This window comes from Streptococcus oralis (assembly GCF_026782125.1).
Taxonomy (GTDB): Bacteria; Bacillota; Bacilli; order Lactobacillales; family Streptococcaceae; genus Streptococcus; species Streptococcus oralis_CE.
In genome coordinates this window covers 1-19,602 of record NZ_JAKUVY010000004.1, presented here as the reverse complement: position 1 = coordinate 19,602, position 19,602 = coordinate 1, and the positions used below count along the sequence as shown (strand labels likewise).

30 protein-coding genes are annotated in these 19,602 nt (G+C 36.1%); all 30 read right to left on the bottom strand.

Translation table 11 applies throughout. The features are described from left to right. Positions 1-6: 6 nt before the first annotated feature. Positions 7-267, bottom strand: coding sequence for a hypothetical protein (locus MK385_RS04505; RefSeq protein WP_000770569.1), 261 nt, complete (start codon positions 265-267; stop codon positions 7-9). Positions 268-384: 117 nt separating this feature from the next. Next, positions 385-2,754, bottom strand: coding sequence for a MobP2 family relaxase (mobP2, locus tag MK385_RS04500; protein ID WP_268723535.1), 2,370 nt, complete (start codon positions 2,752-2,754; stop codon positions 385-387). An 18-nt stretch (positions 2,755-2,772) separates the two neighbouring features. Then, the gene (locus MK385_RS04495) at positions 2,773-3,333 is read right to left on the bottom strand and encodes a hypothetical protein (RefSeq protein ID WP_268723534.1); all 561 of its coding nucleotides are present in this window, start codon (positions 3,331-3,333) and stop codon (positions 2,773-2,775) included. A gap of 10 nt (positions 3,334-3,343) precedes the next feature. Further along, positions 3,344-3,793, bottom strand: coding sequence for a hypothetical protein (locus MK385_RS04490; RefSeq protein WP_261446681.1), 450 nt, complete (start codon positions 3,791-3,793; stop codon positions 3,344-3,346). A 10-nt stretch (positions 3,794-3,803) separates the two neighbouring features. Further along, on the bottom strand, positions 3,804-4,592 hold the full coding sequence (locus MK385_RS04485; RefSeq protein ID WP_268723533.1) for a DNA/RNA non-specific endonuclease: 789 nt from the start codon (positions 4,590-4,592) through the stop codon (positions 3,804-3,806). Between the two features lie 2 nt (positions 4,593-4,594). After that, the gene (locus MK385_RS04480) at positions 4,595-4,942 is read right to left on the bottom strand and encodes a hypothetical protein (RefSeq protein ID WP_180833417.1); all 348 of its coding nucleotides are present in this window, start codon (positions 4,940-4,942) and stop codon (positions 4,595-4,597) included. Beyond that, the gene (locus tag MK385_RS04475) at positions 4,935-5,270 is read right to left on the bottom strand and encodes a hypothetical protein (RefSeq protein ID WP_268723532.1); all 336 of its coding nucleotides are present in this window, start codon (positions 5,268-5,270) and stop codon (positions 4,935-4,937) included. The genes MK385_RS04480 and MK385_RS04475 overlap by 8 nt, the downstream gene beginning before the upstream one ends. A 404-nt stretch (positions 5,271-5,674) precedes the next feature. Next, the gene (locus tag MK385_RS04470; protein WP_268725403.1) at positions 5,675-5,962 is read right to left on the bottom strand and encodes a hypothetical protein; all 288 of its coding nucleotides are present in this window, start codon (positions 5,960-5,962) and stop codon (positions 5,675-5,677) included. A 33-nt stretch (positions 5,963-5,995) separates the two neighbouring features. Beyond that, positions 5,996-6,352 carry a hypothetical protein gene (locus MK385_RS04465; protein ID WP_261446677.1) on the bottom strand — a complete coding sequence of 119 codons (357 nt, stop codon included), beginning with the start codon at positions 6,350-6,352 and terminating at the stop codon, positions 5,996-5,998. 120 nt (positions 6,353-6,472) lie between these two features. Then, positions 6,473-7,300, bottom strand: a complete 828-nt coding sequence (locus MK385_RS04460; RefSeq protein ID WP_268725402.1) for a hypothetical protein — start codon at positions 7,298-7,300, stop codon at positions 6,473-6,475. A 208-nt stretch (positions 7,301-7,508) separates the two neighbouring features. Beyond that, a complete protein-coding gene (locus MK385_RS04455) occupies positions 7,509-7,712 on the bottom strand; it encodes a hypothetical protein (RefSeq protein WP_049510608.1) in 204 nt (67 codons plus the stop codon). A gap of 16 nt (positions 7,713-7,728) precedes the next feature. Then, the gene (locus MK385_RS04450) at positions 7,729-8,730 is read right to left on the bottom strand and encodes a hypothetical protein (protein WP_268725401.1); all 1,002 of its coding nucleotides are present in this window, start codon (positions 8,728-8,730) and stop codon (positions 7,729-7,731) included. 52 nt (positions 8,731-8,782) lie between these two features. Next, entirely contained in the window at positions 8,783-9,007 is a 225-nt protein-coding gene (locus MK385_RS04445; RefSeq protein WP_268725400.1) for a multidrug transporter MATE, read from the bottom strand. Between the two features lie 67 nt (positions 9,008-9,074). After that, entirely contained in the window at positions 9,075-9,521 is a 447-nt protein-coding gene (locus MK385_RS04440; protein WP_268725399.1) for a thioredoxin domain-containing protein, read from the bottom strand. Then, on the bottom strand, positions 9,518-9,940 hold the full coding sequence (locus MK385_RS04435) for a hypothetical protein (protein ID WP_042902915.1): 423 nt from the start codon (positions 9,938-9,940) through the stop codon (positions 9,518-9,520). Before MK385_RS04435 ends, MK385_RS04440 begins: the two co-directional genes overlap by 4 nt. A gap of 15 nt (positions 9,941-9,955) precedes the next feature. Beyond that, a complete protein-coding gene (locus MK385_RS04430; protein ID WP_000878299.1) occupies positions 9,956-10,159 on the bottom strand; it encodes a hypothetical protein in 204 nt (67 codons plus the stop codon). Positions 10,160-10,167: 8 nt separating this feature from the next. Beyond that, entirely contained in the window at positions 10,168-10,329 is a 162-nt protein-coding gene (locus MK385_RS04425) for a hypothetical protein (RefSeq protein WP_180833423.1), read from the bottom strand. Between the two features lie 88 nt (positions 10,330-10,417). After that, positions 10,418-11,920, bottom strand: a complete 1,503-nt coding sequence (locus MK385_RS04420; protein ID WP_268725398.1) for a primase C-terminal domain-containing protein — start codon at positions 11,918-11,920, stop codon at positions 10,418-10,420. A 47-nt stretch (positions 11,921-11,967) separates the two neighbouring features. After that, positions 11,968-12,534 (bottom strand): hypothetical protein, encoded by a 567-nt coding sequence (locus MK385_RS04415; protein ID WP_268725397.1) that lies wholly within the window; start codon positions 12,532-12,534, stop codon positions 11,968-11,970. 33 nt (positions 12,535-12,567) lie between these two features. Beyond that, on the bottom strand, positions 12,568-12,762 hold the full coding sequence (locus MK385_RS04410) for a hypothetical protein (protein WP_061409454.1): 195 nt from the start codon (positions 12,760-12,762) through the stop codon (positions 12,568-12,570). Positions 12,763-12,785: 23 nt separating this feature from the next. Then, positions 12,786-13,457, bottom strand: coding sequence for a DUF2786 domain-containing protein (locus MK385_RS04405; RefSeq protein ID WP_268725396.1), 672 nt, complete (start codon positions 13,455-13,457; stop codon positions 12,786-12,788). A 1-nt stretch (position 13,458) separates the two neighbouring features. Then, positions 13,459-13,920, bottom strand: a complete 462-nt coding sequence (locus MK385_RS04400; protein WP_268725395.1) for a hypothetical protein — start codon at positions 13,918-13,920, stop codon at positions 13,459-13,461. Positions 13,921-13,923: 3 nt separating this feature from the next. After that, a complete protein-coding gene (locus MK385_RS04395) occupies positions 13,924-14,424 on the bottom strand; it encodes a modification methylase Sau96I (RefSeq protein ID WP_268725394.1) in 501 nt (166 codons plus the stop codon). A 412-nt stretch (positions 14,425-14,836) separates the two neighbouring features. Next, positions 14,837-15,436, bottom strand: coding sequence for a response regulator transcription factor (locus MK385_RS04390; protein ID WP_268725393.1), 600 nt, complete (start codon positions 15,434-15,436; stop codon positions 14,837-14,839). A 1-nt stretch (position 15,437) separates the two neighbouring features. Further along, a complete protein-coding gene (locus MK385_RS04385) occupies positions 15,438-16,535 on the bottom strand; it encodes a sensor histidine kinase (RefSeq protein WP_268725392.1) in 1,098 nt (365 codons plus the stop codon). A gap of 4 nt (positions 16,536-16,539) precedes the next feature. Next, on the bottom strand, positions 16,540-17,274 hold the full coding sequence (locus MK385_RS04380) for an ABC transporter permease (RefSeq protein WP_268725391.1): 735 nt from the start codon (positions 17,272-17,274) through the stop codon (positions 16,540-16,542). A 12-nt stretch (positions 17,275-17,286) separates the two neighbouring features. Beyond that, positions 17,287-18,162, bottom strand: a complete 876-nt coding sequence (locus MK385_RS04375) for an ABC transporter ATP-binding protein (protein WP_268725390.1) — start codon at positions 18,160-18,162, stop codon at positions 17,287-17,289. After that, positions 18,149-18,343: a hypothetical protein gene (locus MK385_RS04370; RefSeq protein WP_268725389.1), complete on the bottom strand. Its 195-nt coding sequence runs from the start codon at positions 18,341-18,343 to the stop codon at positions 18,149-18,151. The genes MK385_RS04375 and MK385_RS04370 overlap by 14 nt, the downstream gene beginning before the upstream one ends. Continuing rightward, positions 18,340-18,546: a hypothetical protein gene (locus MK385_RS04365; RefSeq protein ID WP_185776156.1), complete on the bottom strand. Its 207-nt coding sequence runs from the start codon at positions 18,544-18,546 to the stop codon at positions 18,340-18,342. Before MK385_RS04365 ends, MK385_RS04370 begins: the two co-directional genes overlap by 4 nt. Before the next feature lie 111 nt (positions 18,547-18,657). Next, on the bottom strand, positions 18,658-19,602 hold a 945-nt coding region (locus MK385_RS04360), incomplete at its 5' end, for an LPXTG cell wall anchor domain-containing protein (protein ID WP_268725388.1).

Sequence of the window (19,602 nt, the reverse complement as noted above, 5' to 3'; positions counted from 1 at the left end):
ATCTCCTTAAAATCCTTCATACTGTGGTTTGTACGGCTCTTTCTCTGCTTGTAGAAATGTTTCTGGATCTAAGTGAACCAATTCCCCTACTGAAAAAGATTCAAATAGCTCAGAATTCTCCTTAAAATCTAGAACCATTTCTAAATCAGAATTTCTTCCTTGACCCTCAAAATGCACCTGCTTGCTATCAGCATTCATTGCCGTAATTAACCATTCGGCTGAGAAATCAAAGTCTTCAACTGCGACATCTGGAAATAATAGCTTCATTTTTCTTCTCCTTTCTCTTTTTATCCTTCTATTCTATTCAATAACCAAAAAATCCCATTTAAAGGGACAATATAATTCCATTTTTCAACAAAAAAGTCACTGCTTTTACAATGACTCTTATATACTTTGTCCGTTTTCTTCAAATTCTTGTCTCTCATCACTTCTCTCACGTTCCATGAGGGCTTTTTTATTTGCACGTTGTGCCCTCTGAAGAGAGTTAGTCAGATTTCTCATGAAATCTGTATTGATGATTGCTTTACCTTTTGATAGGCAGATAGATTTTCTTTGCAAGACCTTTCTTTCTTGCATTTTCTGTGAAACAGCTTGAGCTAACTGACTTTTCTGATTACTTTCCTCCTCTGGCAACAATTTTTGATAGAGTAATTTGAGTTCAGAAAATCCCTTTGAATTCTCCTGTTTTAATTTTTGAACAGTTGCTTGATCAGTCGTTTGTGAAATTTCCTTGTTTCGACTGTAAATCTGATGTTTCAACTGAAAAATAGAGATATGTGTCTGTAACTCTTCTATGTAGCTATCTTTCGTAATAGGATAGCCTTTTAGAATGGTCAAAACTCCTTCATCTTGAAGAGGTTGAATTGTAGCTAATTCCTCCTTCAAACGTTTAATAGGTGCTTGAATTGTTAATGAGTCAGCCTTTTCTACTGAAAATGAAACACTATCTTCAAACTCGTTAGCAAGAAATTGTTTTAGAGATTGGTCTGCTTCATCTAGTTTATAATTTGGAGTCAGTTGCAATTCAGTCAGCTTCAGTCTTTGTTGAATTTCTTTCTTTTTCAATTCAACAAATGGCTTATCGGTTTCAAGTGGTTGAATTTGATCAAAAAGAGCTTTACGAACTAATAAGCTACTTTGTTTTTCTTCCAATAAACTCAATTTTAATGCATAGCGAAATGTTCCTAACTCCTGACGTTCTTTTAAAGTACGATCAGATTTATTCTTGGCTGCATCCACAAGAGCTCTCAATTCATCTGAAGAAAATAAGGATAAATCCTTTAGTGTTAGCTGTTTTGCTAGTAAATTCTCTTTCATCTGGCTGACATCATAAACTAGGTCACTAACAAAGTCAGGAACCCCTATCCCTCTCCCCTGCTTATCATAAGCAGAGTAGGTTGGTTTTATAATTTTAAGGGGTTTTGCTCCATCTCTCAACTCATAACCCAATCTTTTCCACGCTTGCAACGATTTGACAACACTTGCGTTAGAATCCTGAGCTAAAATTAATTTTTGATTGTTTTCTGAGAAATTGGCCAAATTTTTTTCCAGCCGAACATCATCTATTTCAGGAGCATTCTCACGAAATAGGTGCAAAATTTTATTTGCTAGTCGTTCTCTCAATTCCTTCTCTCGACTCGCAATTAATTGCTGCAGATGATAGCCTGCAGCCTCCTGTTGTGTTTTCTCAAAACGACCATCAACTTTCCGAATCTTTTCGTAGGTTGATTTTTTTTCAGCTGAATAAGCTCCTCTATAAGTTTCTAGGAAGTCCTTCGTTTCTTTCAGAAATTCTTGATAGAGCTCTTTCCCATCATTTTCTAAATAGGAATCCAGATAGCGGTCGATGAAGAATTTACTGACTGCAAAATCTCTTGCATTTGATCCATAACGCCATTTTTTATCCATTGGCAAATGGTTGTAAGCCTGCTCCAAAAAATTTTTTTCAGCCGAAGAACGAACCTTCTGATCTCTAAAGACAGAATTGATCAACTCACTTCTGATATTAGCCAAAATTTGTTCTCTTCTAACAATCATTCCTCTAGTCTGTTCATTTAACAGGCCATGAAAAACATCACTTTTAAAACGCTCAATGGTTTTTTGGGAAAAGTTCCCTCTGTACTCCATTCGTCCACGAGGTCGATAGAAAATTTTTTCTCTTGCAGATTCAACTTCAGATAAACCAAAATGCACATGAATATTATCCGTATTCAAGTGAATGTTAGCCCACCAAAATGATGAATCAGATAAGCCTTCTTTTTCAATCAACCTCGGCAATGCTTCACGTATGACCGACTTGATAGCTTGCTGATCGACTTTTCCAGTTTCCAGATCATATAATCCCTCTTTGGCCAAAAAATCATTATCAAAAGAGATAACACCCTGCCATAGAAGAGAGCCATTTTGATAAGCCTGTTCTAACTTACTTTTCAATTCAGTTACTTTGCTACGCTGCAAGTAATTGGCCTCTTTTGTAAAAATGGCTGTCATCTCTTCATTTTGGTTTTCAGTAGCATAAGAGCGATTCATATAATCAATGTATTCCTGAAAATTAAGTTTTGTTTCTGGAACTTCAGCTTGAATTTTTTGTAGTTCATCTTCAGTTAGAGACTCAATATTTTGTCTGTGTGTTTCTAAATTTAATTCATTATCAACCTCAACAGCTTCGTCTCTATTGGTGTAGTCTACAAAGCCACTATTTGCTTCAGTGTATTGCAGCATGAAGGTAATACTTGGACTAGAAGATACGTTCATTATTTTCCTCTCTTTGAATTAAAATAATCCATTTTTCCTTAAAAGAGCGTAGTCTTTTAATAACGGTTGTAATTCTTCAGGTTCAACTTGAAAATCATTGATCCACCGTCCTGATTGAGAAATATGTAATTCCTTTTGCTCTTCAACAAATTGCATGGGTATCAATAAGATATTTGGCTTTTCTAACTCCGAACCACTTTCTCGTTCTAAAAAGGCGACAATAAAATCTTGATTTCCTTTTGTCCTCAATTGCCAGTGATGGGAGTTCCCATTTTTCCTTTTATATAATGAGCTATATTTTACATCAATCGTTAGACCATCTAGCCAAAAATCATATACTGGATTATTTTTCTTGAAATACTTATTCGCATCCGTTGCATCTGGGACATACTTTTGAAAAAGCTCCTCGGCCATTCCCCCGAGTTTAGCTGTCCTAGAACCATATTGAATTTTATCTTGAATTTTCAGGCAGCCGCTCTTAATCAATTTCAAATGAGCTATATGAGTAGGCAACCCTGACTGTCTCACCGCTTCATGAAAATCTCCTGTTTCTAAATAGATCTTAACAACATCTACCATTTACTATACCTCAATGAGAATGTTTCATTGTTTGACCACGTGCAACATCTTCTTGAATGACATCGTTAATCCGTGCCATTAATTCATGCTGTGTAGGATCCAGTCGTGAATGAATAGATTCCAAATCTTGAACATCAAAATCATCTTTCGTAATAGCATGAAAGTTGGTTAGTGTTAAATAGAGAATTTGATCAAGTTGACGATGAATTGCCTTGTTGTCATTTCCAGAATCAAAGGCATCCCCCCAATTTTTTTCCAGCTGAGTCAGTCGCTCATAGAAATTTTTTCCTTCTCCTAATTCAATAAAGAGTTTATAAAAAACTTCAATCAAAGTGACAAGCGTTGCTGAATTATTTCGATATTGTTTCTGCAAAGCAGACGATTCTTTCAAGTAGGATTTTATTTCCTTAAATTTTTCATGTGTTTCTTCGCTAAAATATAAGCTAAGTCTTGGATTCATTTTTCCCTCCTCAATTTTTCTGAGATGATCCTGTCAAATAATTGATTTTGTATCCTGGTTGAATATTAAAGATATATACATCAAATGAGATCTCATCATCTTCAATACTCTGCGCTTCCATACGAACTCCTCTAGCAACTAATTCCACATTTCTAAATATAGGAGTTACTCGATAGCGGACATGGTGGTTCGTATTTTTTATGTAGTTAGCAATTTTATTTTCATAGTAGACCATTGATGATTGTTCATCTTCAAAATTTGCATTTAAAGCACGTGTACCTGTAAATAAATTTTTAGCATTCGCATTCTCTCCACTTAATTGAAAACCGATTAAGTGAGAACGATTATATAAATAATCTTCTTTCCCGTTGAAAATTATTTTTTTATTTTTCCATCCTGTTGGTGTGATAGACGAAATAGATTCTCTATCTTCAGTTGGCATCAAATCTTTTCCCAACATCGCTTCAGCAATTCCTACACGATTTAAAAAATCTAGATCAGAATATTTTTCCCAGCTGCCATTTTCTAAACTCAATTCGCTTTTTGTAAATTGTGATTTTTCATTGACAACAATCACCTGATTTTTTTCATCATACTCCTTCGATTTCAAATCATCATTTTTCAGAGTAGGATTCAAATTTGAGTCGGAATTTTTTTCTTCAGCTGAATCGGCTATGTTCAATTGAGTCGGAATATCATTTTGTGTCAAGCCAGATTTGATAGCATTAAAATTGTTAGGTTGTACGATAAAGATTGCAAGAAAAATAAGAATGATGAACAGAGATTTATTCTTCTTCATTTTTAAACACCACCTGACCGTCGTTCAGCTTCAAGCGCAGATACATCATCCATAAAATGTAACCAATTTGTAGTTAGTTCATTTACAATATCTTGTTTAACATTTAAAGCTGAAAGAGAAATTTCATTCTTCAACATCAATTCTAAAATCTTACTTTGTTGTTCTTTGATGACAGATAATGTTTCCGCAAATTGGTTATTGTACAAATTCAATCCGTCATTCATTACGATATTTTGAACTTGCGATAACATAAACTCATTGAAACTCGGATAGTTATATTTTTTTGAAATAGCCTGAAGTTGTTCAAACATATCGTCGGGAACATTTCGAATTAAAAAATTTTTAGTCATCACTTTCCACCTCTCCTTCATACTCTAACCAACGTGAAATATGATCACCATAACGATCCATTTTTTCTTCAAATTCAGATAATATTTTTTTCTGTTTTTTCATTTGGTTCAAAACATGGTCAGAAGCTAATTTCATATTTTCCAAATGAGCAACATACAAGTCTTGAGCACGATTAAATTTTCCATACTCAATTTTTTCACGACAGATTAAAAGCAAAAAATCGTTAAATGAGTTGGCTTTATTTTTTTTCGCAAGAGATTTTAGATAATTAATTTCATCATCAGTAAGGCCTCTAATCTCAATTCGATTTTGTTTTATATTTGCCATTATTTTAAATTTTCCTTTCTAAAAAATAGCGCCCTTCTTTTTTCTTTTGTCGAATCAAAAGCAAAAAGAAGCAAAAAAGAAAACTTCAACCTCGCAACATCACGAACCGATACGGTTCTATTTTTGCGGTTTTTCAACACACTAACACACACAGAGGGACTAAGGTCCATTTTAGGTGTGTTGTGGTAGAAAAGAGCATAAGGGAAACTGATATCACGTGCCGTGATATGTTGATAGTATCAACGTTTCCGGTACCGGTAATTTTCTCGGTTTCACCTACTTACACACACATACTATACTTACCTTTACACACTTTATAGGTGTTATACTTACACTGTTTTTCTTCTTTACATACTTTTACTTACACCGTTTTTGACTTCATTTAGAAGTTCAAAACTCAAAGATTAAGACTGATCTTCAGCTGGAAAGTTTCCTTCTTCACGATTTTTCTTCGCTGCTAAACGTTGTTCTTTTTCATCTTCTTTGATGAGGTTTAATTCCATTTTTAACTCTTCAAAAATTGATTCATACGACTGATTTTTATTTTTCTTCAGTTTAATTTGAACATAAATTTTACCAATTTGTTTTTGAAGATTCTCTTCTGCTTTTTTACGTTCCTGTTCCAAAAGGGCAACTCTTTTCTTTGCCTCTTCTAGTTGATTATCAATTTTTTTTAAATCATTTTTAGCCATGATTACTTCTCCTTTTTTCTAATTTCGTATTTCTTAATTCCTTAATTTATTTCCTGCAAAGCTGGTAATTTTTTCTTTTACAATTTGGAAGTTGCTCCACAAATCGCCATCTAATTTCTTCAAATCAATCACATAAACTTCATGATCATTTTTCTTGATGGTTAGTGTGAAAGAACGTTCATCAATTTTAATTTCCTTTAGAACGAGGTACATTGAAGAAAACATTTCTCCTTTACACCCTGGATTACTATGATAGGTTATTCCATATTCATCAATATCCAGCACAACCCATTTCTGTTTTCTAATCAAACCTTTTGTACTTGTGAATACAGTACGATGCTTTCTAACTGGCTGATTTTCCTTTGGTGCTAATTTAAGTTGTTCTTTCATTTTTCTGCCTTTCTTTTTTTGATTGATTCTAGTATAAGAGATAACTGAAAAAAATTTTTTAAAGGGACAATCATAAAAAATAAATCCCCTTAATTCAAAAATTAAGGAGATTTTTGACTACTATTTGTTGGTAAACACGAACTCGGCTTTCATAGAAAATGCATCCTTTTTACTTACATCAAGTTGAATCAGCCAGAAAGAAAAATCATGTTTTTTCCCAAACGGGAAGACATAAAATACTGGATGATACAATTCTTCAATATCTACAAATTCTCTTTCAAGAGGAGCTTCAGAACCATTCCATGCTTTTCTATAATAGGAAATACCTGTCCGTTTTTCTCTATTCAAAAAACTTAATTCTACAATATCTTGATAATCCTTTTTCACTGCTCGCTGATTAATCGTAATCATTCGTTGGTTTGCATCACCTTCATCAGCATCTGTAAAAAGATTGATTTTAGGAGGTAACTTATCTTTTAATTTTCGGATTCCAAGGTAGTCCTTATTTAAGATATTTTTGAACAGATAACGCTGAAAAAGTTTTGCTTGAAACCACTTCATGAAATAATAAATACCGATACTAAAGATTAGGGCTAAAAGCCAGAACGATGATTCGTTTTCTTGTATTGGTTTTTCTAATGCAGCTGTAAAAATGATGGCAAGTACAATATTTCTTATAAACATCTTTATAATCTGCATTTCAGCCCCTAAACGTAACTTCGTAAAAGGCGCACATAAAATAATCAAACACATCATTGTTCCAAAAATCTTTGGATCAACCTCAAGTATTACGGAAACTTCTTTTATAAGAACAGCGCCTGTAACCATTACAAAAAATAAATATTGCCATTTAAAGGCTTGTCTAATAAGCCAATTCACTCCACAAATTGCAGATAATTTATATCCCAATTTATCAGTTTCTTTTACCATTTTAATTAAATTTTTCATTTTATTTTACCTCACTTTAATTCATTTCTACAGTTTCAATAGAGTTTGAAAATTCAAATGTTCCATCTTTAACAGCTTCTTTTTTCTTGTCCAAAGACTCCAATTTAGCCTTCAGCTTTTCAATATTCTTTCTCCTTTTTCTAATTTCGTATTTCTTAATCCCTTAATTTATTTCCTGCAAAGCTGGTAATTTTTTTCTTACTCATAGCTAAACACCCACAAATAAATCAAAAAAACTCCATTTTGTTATAAGCATAGTAAGAAGTAGTATAACTAAAAGCGAAGCAAACACTAAACCTACACAAAATGCAGACTCTTCTTCTGAACTAATAACTTCAGTTTTTAAAACTTTCTGCGCCAACAAACTACCAACAGCTTTTTTCTCCACATTTTTCTTTTTCTTTGATTTCATTTTATTTCTCTTTCCTTTAATTCATTTCTACAGTTTCAATAGGGTTTGAAAATTCAAATGTTCCATCTTTAACAGCTTCTTTTTTCTTGTCCAAAGACTCCAATTTAGCCTTCAACTTTTCAATGTTTTTATAGGCTGTTTCGATGGTTCTGTTCTTCGTTTCGATGTTTGTATCCAGCGTAGCAATATTCTTTTGATTGGCTTCGAGATCATCACCTGTTAGATATTTTGCTTCTGCTTGAAGACTCGCTTTTCGTGAGTTATCATCTTCAATAGATTCCTTCAATTGAGAAATTGATGTTGTCAATTTTTGAGACTGTTCATTCTGGAAATTGATCTCTTTTTCGATTTCCTGAAGAGTAAATTCTTCTCTGGAGACAACTTCAATAGCTTTGATTTCAAGCTGAGGATTTTGAGGAGTTACAAAGAATTGTACAGTGTCCTCTTCTCCAGATTTCTTCTGAGAAACCTTTTTAGAATCACTAGATGGCGATGAAATATTCACATCAATTGAGCTAGAAGAGACTGTCTGATTCGTCACATCGATCGCAAATGCACCAAAATTTTTCGGAACTCCTTTAATAATAACTGATACTTTATTATCAATGATTGGCACAACATCCATCTCTATTTTTGAGTCTTTATGTTGCGCATAGAGTTTCCATTTCAATCGTTTGGCATCGATGCCCCGATCTATCGAAGTCGTAGCATCTTTTGTCTCAAATTGTAAAACGATAATTCCAGTATCTGGTGAATATTCCTGACTGACCAGTTTCATCTCACCGCTGCCATTCGCAAAAATCTGCTTTGTTTTGAGTTGTTCTGAGGTATATGTTTGTCTTTGTGGTGAGAAAATCGCTCCCATCAAAAGGCTTAACCAGGTCAAAAATAACATTGAGAAAATGACTAGTTTTCTCTTAATAATATTCTCTTGAAACCAAACTTTAGTCTTAATAAATGGCTTCAAAATTGGGCTGGATTTTATCTTCTCAATCCAGCGTTTGATTGTATCTATCATAATGGATATATCCTTTCTACTCTATGTGAATTTTTGTTTTTATACCAGTGCCTTACCTCCGTTTCTCACGCTTCTTATATCCTTTCCAAATAAATGAAACCTTACTTTTCGGCCAAATACTTTTTAGTAACATTAAGAACGCTAATGGCAGCCTTTTCGTTTTGATTTCATTTCCAAAGTTATCACATATAGTTATCCTGAAGAGCGGTACGAACCAGATCGCAATCAAGATAGTTCCAACTGCGCCATGCGCAATAGCATTTAAAAATTGATACATACTACCTCCTTAGACATACTTCAATCTTTGAAAAGCTGTCTCGGCCCACTTACTTAGCTTTACCCTTTTAGTCATTTATGGCCTCCTGAATACTTTTCTCATCTGCTACAATCTTTTCCTCTGAATCTCTTGAAGCATATAGATATTTCTTTATTTTCCCCTTACGAATCTTGATAATAGTAGCAGCTTTTTCAACCTGGTATTTTTCTACCAACTTTTGACCTTCTTCTGTCTGAGTGTCAATGTAAAATGTAGGATAAGAACCTTTATTGGCTGCATCTACAACTACACTTTTTCCAACCTGACAGTAAGGACAATCTTTTTTATAAAATACTAGGTTTACATTTTGATCAAGTACAGTATTCTGGTATTCCTTCTGAGTAAGGTGAGGATCGTAATCTAAGATAAAATAATCTTTATACACCCTATACCCTCCTAGAACTGCGAGACTCACAACTAAAATGACAAGAATAGCCCCTAGAGCTAACTTAACGTGTCTAAAAATCTCTCTCATCCTATTTCCTCCTCATCCATAAAATCAAATATGGAACCTTGAACATAATCAATCTTGGCCAATTCTTTTATTTCTGATTTCAAGTTAGTGAATGTTGTCATCACTTCTTGAAAAAGCAAAGGATCAAATTCCTCGGAATCCAATACACGGACAATTGGTAACATTGGATAATGATCTCTCAACTCCTCCTGCAGGTAATCTGAAATCATTTTATCATTCGAGATAACACTATCTATTCTAACAATCGCTGGAATACTAGAAATACTCTCCTCGTTTTGATAAAAAGTTAAGGCTACGTCCCCTGCAGAAACCGACTCAAATTTTAAGTTATCCGATGAAAGTTTAAAATAATAAGCCAATGGTTCTTGTCCAACTCCTGTTAGGTAGTATCCACGGATAATTTTGAATAACTCTGACATCGACCTGTCTCCTTCCTAACAAACTTTTAGAAGTCTAAACGGAGCTTGATACACATCTGGATAGTGAATCAATCTCTTTTTTCTTTGTTCAGGAAGTGGTTTTCGATAATGTTTTTGAAGATACTGAAATGCTAGTCCCAAAGTATCAAAAACTAAAACTTTATTCTCCCCATTACAAATATAGTCACCTAATTCAAAACTGAAAATTACGTACTTCATTCTTCTTCTCACTTTCTATTTTGGCCAATCATTGCCAACTGATCTGTCTCTAACTCAGCATCATATCCGTTTTCAAAACGGACTTGTTGACGAATCCCTATAAGTGAGAGAACTAAGAGAAATCCTCCTACAAATATAAGGCTAAATAATCCAACTAAAATCAAAATCATATCATTCCTCCATAGGTTATCTTATATACATCTATATCTTTGTAATAATCATAGATATAATGTAAAGGCAGTTTACGGGTTTTTAAAATTATCCAATATCAAGCTCAAATAGAGATAGTTGTTGTGTTTGTTTAAAGCCATCTTTAACCCTTTCTATCACTCGCTGAGTGAACTCAAAGCTTTCTTCAAAGAAAGCAGCAATATTGGCCATATAAGCCTCCTGACGTTCTCTCTTTACCTGGATAAGGGAAAGTAAGATTGCTTTAATAGAGGCTAATCTGATGCCTCCTCCACGGCCATGTTTGACTGTGAAGAAGATCTTTTGTTCTGTTTTAAGAACCTTCAATACTTTGTCTAATGAACGCTCAGGAATGTTCAACTTCTCTCGTATCTCTTTTTTTGTCGTCTGGATAAATGGATCCTCAGATTGATAGAAGCCTTCTAAATAGGCCATGACATCTGTTTTCCATTCATAGAGATGACTATTCTTTCTATCTGCACGTTTCTTCTTAAACTTGTACCAACGTTGCTTCACAAAGAGATCTGAAGCCTTGAGTTCCTGGTTAATCCATGCTTTACATAAAGTCATCACATAGTCACGACTAGCAGCTTCATATTTTCCTGAGTAGGCGCTTGTGATAATCTTATGAAATTCAGCTGAAGAGAGTGGTTCATCTAGATTTGCATTAAAGTTAGAAAGAACTTCCTCACACTCTCCTTGATCGATTCCTGAAGAGAAGTTAGCTAAAGCCAACGTGAAAAGAACATTGTTTCTTCCCATCAGGGCTTTTCCACCCTTGATATTTCCCTCTCTCATCAGCAATTGATACCAGGGTTCATCAAGCTGTTTCACCCCTTCAGAACCTGAAATAACCGTCAAATTTGGCTTTTTACTTGGGAAGGGAAGATCTGATTGCTTCATTGACCAATCTAACCACTCCTGGAACGAATAAGTATAGTCAGCATCAAAGAATTCGACATTATCAGTTCGAGGAATCCGAGCAATCCCAAAATGGTTACAAGTCATATCTACTGGTAAAGTTTGAGCAAAGTAATTTCTCAAATTTTGAGAGATCGCTTTGGCCACCTTCACCACTCGAAATTGAGAATGAACTGTAACGTAAGCTGATTCTGAGAGGACAAAATAGGCTTGAAATCCTTTGTCAGATTTTAGAATCAGCGTCGGCATAAAGCCTAGCTCTAAGGAAGCAGTTAAAATATCTCCTGTCGTCATTTCTTCAGCTGAAGAGGTAATATCAAAGTCGATATAGAATGTGTTAATCTGTCTAAGATTATCTTCAGAGTGGCCACGTGTAATCCGTCGACCAGCATCGCTATAGCTTCCATAGCAATAGACATTAGGAGTCCAGTGTGTAAACTGATCCTGGTTCTCCAGCAATGATTCGACAGAGGTTAAAACAACACCACGTGCCTTCACCATATTCGCTTTTGAACGATAAGCAAATACAGAGCCTCGTCTTCCTTCTTCAGCTGAAGAGATAAGCTGTAGATGGCTATTCTTAAATTTTTGTGTTCTTAATCCGTCTTTTGTAATGATGGATAAGCATTTTAGTAAATCAATCTTTTTCATATTTAATTTCTCATTATTTAAACAATGATAGTGGAGATAGCAATAATCTAAAAAGAAAATAAATCAATAAATTTTTGACAAAAATCAATTATGAGATTTAATAATTTCAAAAGTAGTTCAGCATTGAAAATATATAGAAGAGCAACGACCAGTATCATTGCTAACAAGATCATTAAACTATACCTTAAAAAATTTACGGATTCTTTTTTACTGTCTGGTAAATTTGCAACCCTTTTTTCTTTCTTATCCTGTAATTCTTTGCCAAATAATTCATAAGAGTACCTTGCCATTATCCAAAGAGATAAAGCCCCACTTCCCAACACTGAGATAATGAGTAAAACGACTGTATCAATGACTATGATAAGTAAAAATCCCAATAACATGAACTGCATTATTTTATTCTCAATTAATCCAGAACTTATTAACGACATTGAAATCCAGTTGCCGATATATATTAGAAGATAAGAATAAGAAAAAGGGACAGCTATAAGCGAGATAAAGCAAAGAACTATATTACCCAGCACTTTCCGCAAACTCTTAGAATAAAGAATGTTTTCCCTTATGGATTTCAATCTATCCTTTGCTATGAAAAAATAATAATACAATACTGTCATACTATACCTCCTATCTTAACTCAGTGGTAGAAACTATCTACCGTAGTGAAGTTCCCCTTCACTGTCCTCGTATTCGAGCCAGTGGTCCATAACATCCGGACCTTCTTGTAACTCACGTCCAGTAGGAGAACACCACTCCTCGTTTCCATTAGATGTTACAAACACCTTTTGAAAAACACCATTTCGGTCAACGTCCACAAAGCGTGGATATGTAACAGTTTTTGTCATTTTATTTCCTCCTATGTTCATCCTCATTTATTCAACAATTCTTCTGATAACAACCTGGTCTCTTTTGCGTGTTCAAAACCAGCAATATAAGCCTCATAATCAACTTCAATTTCGATTTTTAGGCTTCTACTTTCTAATTTCCCCATACGAAGTCGTTGTTCTTCCAAAACTTCTGCTGGGATTTTTACCATCAAACCAAATTCTTCTGATGATTGAACCTGTTCCTGAAAACGTTGATCTACTCCGTTTAAGAAACCGAGTAAGTACGATTTCTTATAGTCTTTCCATCTTGCTCTTGAGACTATAGGGAAAAGTCGTTTCAGCCGATATTTAAGGTATAAGAGTGCACCTTCGTAAACCTTACTACAAAGTTCAGCATCGGATTGATATCCAAAGAAAATTATCTGTGTGATGCCGTCTTCAGGAAGTCGTCTTCTTATCGTTTTACATCTAAAATTTTCACCTAAAATACCTGCCAACTTTTCTTGCCACCATGGAAGTCTGTATTCCCATGTTCCTATTGTTTCACCAATATCTTTTTGAGTTTTACTATTCGTTAAATCATTCATAGAAAGATTATGCTTCACCATAAGTCTTTGAGCCATCAGAAGGGCAGTCTGCCCCTCTTCATCGTTTGGTGCATCGTAAGCTAACTCTAAAAGATTTTGTATCTTGTCAATAATTTTACTGTTCATTTCAATCCTCATTTTTATACTTTCTAGGCAAACAACTAGCGTAATGTTTTGAATCATTGACCTTTGCATTATAAAAAATCATATTATTCCCAATAATTTCTTGCCATTTAGGAATATCCTCACGATAAATGCGATTAAGTCCATAAAAGTTCCTTACAATAAATCTAACGGCTCCAATATGATCTCCTAAACCAACAACACACAACACATCATGTTCCATATCATATACCCAATGACTTTTTGAATTTGTCAGTATTTCCCAAGCAAATTCCCAATCTCTCTCAAGCCAATCATGCCCTGGTCTGTAAAAAACTTTTGTCTGACAAGATTCATCATTAAAACCATAAAAACAGTGACTACACAGCGTTTTGTTTTTATCTACCCACCAGCAAGGACCATACTTTTCATCGATGCAAGGTGTAACCCAGTTGCAAGCACATCGTCTACAAATTCCAGTTTCCATTTTCTATCCCTCGTTTATTCTCATGCTATTAGGTAACTTTTTACTCGGTAAACAATAACCTTCAGATAAGTCCTGTTTACTATAAAATTCAGGAGGAAGTGTCATTATGTGATCACTTCTTTTCCATCCTCGACGAAGTTGTTTGTAAGATAAAGAAACACGTTTCTCAATTTCTTTAAAACTAAACCCCAATTTCAAGTAGGTTGTTATAATAGTTGTAGCATGTTCTTTGGACTCTTCGCTTCTTGTTCTTCGCTGAAAGTTAATCTGCTTATCTTCTTCATTTAATGCTATCTGATAGGCAATAAACAACTTCCGCATTTCCATAATTTTATGTTGCCAGGCCAAGCTATAAGGTTGTCCTGAATATCGATTCACCAAGTTCTTTACGGGTTGTTTAAATTTCATCTGAAGAGGATCGAATTCGCCAAGGTCAGAAAATGGATCAATGAAACCCAATGGTTCGCTTTGAATTAATTCATTGTATAGCGCTTCTCTGTCCATCCTAATTTATCTCCTTCTGTCAAATGCACGTCATTGAGTCAAATAAGCTTAACTGGATGGTTGTAGGCGCTTGTTCGCTGTTTCCATTCTTATCATGATCGATAACGTCAAAGATTTCTAACGTGTCTAAATTCATTACAATCTCTAAACCTACCATCGTTGAACTCCTTTCAAATAGAATTTTAAGCGAACAAAAAAGAGAACAGATTTCTCTGTTCTCCTAAAAATATTGAATTATTTGATTTTCTAAAAACTCTTACCACTTACTTCATTTTTATTCTGATCTTTTAACTCTTTGACACTAGTTCTAACCGCTTTTCTAAACCCAAGAAGGAGGCGATTTGCCTCCTACATTTTAGTATGGATTTCCTTCTATTCAAGTTATCGTTTCGGAATTTTTTAACCCTTCTGATCAAAGCCAACCAGATTCTGTTGCAATGTTGGCTGCCTCTGTTCGATTGCCTGCATTTAGCTTGGAAAGAATATTGGTGACATAGTTTCGGACGGTTCCATTTGATAGATAAAGCTGATCTGCGATTTCTTGATTAGACAAGCCCTGAGCGATTCCCTTTAAAACAGCAATCTCTTGCTCTGTTAGCGGATTGGGGTGCGTCATCACCACTTCCATCAATTCAGGCGAATACTCCTTACGTCCTTCGAGAACAGTGTGCAAGGTTTGCATGAGGTCTGCAATACTTCTTTCTTTCAAGACATAAGCATCCACTCCAGCCTTGACCGCACGTTCAAAATAGCCGGGGCGCTTGAAAGTCGTCACCACAACCACCTTTGTTTCCGCCTTTTCTGCTCGTATCCACTCCAAGACTTCAAGGCCTGTCTTAACAGGCATTTCTACGTCAAGAATGGCGATATCTACAGACTCTTTTTCTAAAAGTTGGATTGCTTCTTGGCCATCCTTGGCTTGTAGGACAGACTCCACATCTGGTTGAAAGGTAAGCAACTGGCACATAGCATCTCGCAACATGCTTTGATCTTCTGCAACAAGTAGTTTCATCTTAGTTTCTCTCCTTATAAGGTAGTCGTACTTGCACTTCTGTTGGACACTTCTGACTGATCACCCTTACCTCTCCCGAAAATGGAAGGACACGATCGCGGACTGTATGAAGTTCATCCCCTTTTAGAGAAGCAAAGCCACAGCCATCATCTCTCACTGTTAGAATAAGTTCCTTCTCAGTTCGTTCTAATTTTAAGTAGGCTTTCGACGCTTTGGCATGTTTGATGATGTTGGTCACTAACTCAAGCAAAATCATGGAGGCCGTTGACTCTAATTCCTGAGTTAGGCTAGCTGTATCTAGTTGGTGATCAATTTCTGTTTCAATTCCTGCAATTTCCAACATTTTTTTAACAGTCGCAAACTCGGAGGAAAGTGTTCTGGTTTTGAGATTTTCAATGATGGTACGAACTTCATTCATGGATTCTTTACTGATCTGATGAATTTCTTTTAATTCTTTTTCCACTTGGGGATAGGCCTGCATTTGAAGAAGCTGGAGGGTAAGGTCCGTCTTCACACTCAGCATGGCAAAAGTATGGCCTAGACTGTCATGAAGATCCTGGCCGATACGACTGCGTTCATTTTCAGCCAAAAAAAGATTGAGCTTGGCATTTTGTTTCATCTTTTCTTCTTTTAACTCTTCTGCCATCCGAATTCGATAGAGACCAAGAGTCAAGGCATCAGAAAAGATAAAGGTCACCAAGAAAAAGAGTAGCTGCCAGGGACTAACATGATTGACCATATAGATTCCGGTCAGAATAAATGGTTGCAGGACAATAAAACTGACAAAACGCCAAGAGTGAAAAGAAATCTCATCCAGCTCATAAATAAGGAGATTGGATAAATAAAAGATAAACCATGTGAAACCTGAACTTAGCCAAACAGATGTATAAAAAATGTAGACAAGCATGGACCACCATGCTAGCCACTGCACGGTGCGATTCTGACTGATTAAAACCGAATAGAAGGCAAGTACAAATAGTAGGGTCCATAGCAAGGTTAAAAGCGGGTAATCTCCAACGATGACACCCGCTATAGGAAAGATGATAAACACAATTGAAATATGAAACATATAATGCGTGTTTTTTAATTTTTCCAACATAGATTTATTTTACCTCAATCCTTTTTTTCAGCTGGATTACCAGTACACCAAAGAAAACTGTATAGCCTAGCACAACCAAGGCAGAAAGAATATTAAATTCATGGTGTTCCAAATAAGTAGAGACGACCTGCATCAGTTGATAGGTTGGAGTCGGCTTTCCAATAGATTGGAGCCATTCTGGGAAGGAATCCAAGGGGAACCACAGTCCACCTAGAACAGCCAAAGCAATATAGGCAATATTTCCAACAACCGTCATCAGTTGAGCACTGGGTAGCAAGCTCACCAAGACCCCCATGCTGATAAAGACCACGCTTCCGATCAGCAAAATAGCACCAATTACCATCCAGTCAAGCCAAGGCAGAGTCACTCCACGGACAAAATGACCAACTGAAAAGACAACTGTAATTGATAACAAGAAAGTCAGTAGGGTACTGAACAGTTTTGATACATAATATTCTACCATAGATACGGGAGAATGTTGAATCAATTTTTGCCAGTTGTTTGTCTTATCAGACTCGAGTGTGCTTGGGATACTGAAAAAAGCACTTGACATGATACTAAAGAGCGTCATGGCAAAAAGATAGGCTTGAAGAGCAATTTCTGGAATATCTGACCCTGACATCATACCAGAAAAGATAAGGTAAAACACACTTGGAAGTCCGATGGATAGCAAGTAGTAGACTGCTTGCCGTTTCATCAGAATGATTTCCACTTTCATGAGACTTGTCATATTTTTCATCGTCAATCTCCTTTAGTCTTGAGTCGTTTCGAAGATACTGTCTAAGAGAGTTCGATTGCGAACTTCAATTTCTTCGATCATGCAGCCCTGTTCTTGCAAGACTTTCCATACCTGGCTGGCTTCTTTGGTTGTGAAGGAAAGAGCATTTTGCTTGATTTCAAGCCCTTGAATCTGGTCCAAAGTGCTGATAACTTCCTGATAAGTTAGTGGTACCGTAAAATGTTTTTCTTGTTCTTCACCACGCATGGCATAAGGTGTTGTGTCACGAATCAACTCTCCCTTGTGGAGAACCAAAATGCGGTCAGCCGTATGCTCTACCTCTTCGATATAGTGAGAAGAATAGACAATGGTGACACCATTTTTCTTTAATCGATTAACAATTTCCCAAAAATGCTGACGTGTCGAGGTATCCATTGCAGCAGTCGGCTCATCTAAAAATAAAATTTTCGGACGACCTATTAGTGCCAACACAAAAGAGAACAAGCGTTTTTGCCCACCAGACAACTTGCCCGCTAGCTGATTTTTCTGCTTGTCTGAGAATCTCAGCAAGTCATCAATTTCTTTATCTGAAAGGCTGTCGGGATAAAGTGACTTAAAAAATGATAGAAGTTCTTTCACTTTCAAGCTTTGAACAACTGCATTTTCTTGTGGCAAGACAGAAATAAGCTGCTTTAATCGAGGATCTGTTGGTGCAAACCCTTGAATAGCGACCTGACCTGAGCTCATGAACTTGTCTCCCAAGAGGCAATCAATCAAGGTTGTTTTTCCAGCTCCGTTAGGCCCAATCAAGGCGACACATTCACCATGATGGATTTCAAAAGAGATGTTCCGCAAGATCTCCTTGTCTTTTATTTTCTTACTCAATTTCTCAACTTTAATCACAGTCATGAGATTCTCCTTTCAACCACTCCATTCCCAAAGGGAAAACGACAAAAATCATAAATCCAAAACCCCAAGCACCACGAATAAATTGGCGAAGCAAGGTTTGGTCAAACCAACCAGTAAACATTTCCACTAACCATACCAAGAGTGACAAGCCGATAAAGAAATAGATGATCGCTTTTTTCATTCCTCAAACTCCTTTTTCACATCTCTGACTAATTTCAAACCTTCTCTGACAAGCCAAGACATTATCCCAAAGCCAGCAAAGAGCTCCCAAGGAAAATGGTAGAAACCTTCGTCCAATCCTGAAAACATGAGATAGGTCATAACTCCTGCTGCTACTAAACTCACTGCGACAATCATTTTATTTTTCATTTCTTCTTCCTCCATTTCATACTTCAATTATAGTCCTTTGAAGTTAGCGGAACTAGATGCTTCTGTCACTAGGAAATATGACAAATGTCATAAAAAAAGAACCGATTTCTCGGTTCTTAAAAATGATTAGTCTGATTCATCATTTCGTTTCTTTTTACCTAGCAATCCAAGTGTCATGGCACCTGCTAGGGCTGTCAGAATTCCTAGATTTTTCAAACCATCTTCTTGACTTCCTGTATTTGGAAGTTGATTTTTTTCTACAGAGATGTTTTGAGTCAATTGATCTGGTTTCGAATCAGCTACTGAAAGTTCTTTTTTATCAGACGGCTTCACTTGCTCTGGAAGTTCTACTACGGTTGGAGTATAGAATCCTGAAATGATATTTCCATTGCGATCTTTACGGATCACTTTCACACCTTTGGCTTGTCCTACAAAGTCTGCCTCAGGGGTAAAGGTGACGGTGCCATCTGGTGAGATTACATAAGTTCCTTCACCCGGAACGACTTTTTCAGTTGTTCCATCTTCAAAGGTTGGCGGAACTGTCAGATCGACATCACCTGTAAAGTTTGGTTTACCAGTCTGAGTTTGACCTTTAAGACCTTCTGATGTCGCATCACTCACTTGTGTTTGTCCAAGGACAGTTGGTGTGTAGTGAGCAGTAACTACATTTCCATATACATCCAAACGTTTCACAACCAATCCTTTAGCTGTACCAACAAAGTCTGGTTCTGGAGTAAAGGTAATCTTACCATCTTTATCAATTGTATAGCTTCCTTCACCCGGAACAACCATAGTCGTGCTACCATCCTCAAATGTTGGTGGAACTGTAGTATCGATATGCCCATCAAACACTGGTGTTGCTACTTGTAGTTGGCCTTTTGCTCCTGTAGAAGCCGTGTCATGACCAGTAGACGGATCTACAACTGTTGGACGATAAGTCGCAGTGACTGGGGTACCATTCTCATCCACACGTTTCACTGTGACTGGTTCTGGTTTTCCGACAAACTGTTTGTCTGGGGTGAAGGTCACTGTACCATCTGGTGCAATAGTGTAAGTTCCTTGACCTGGAAT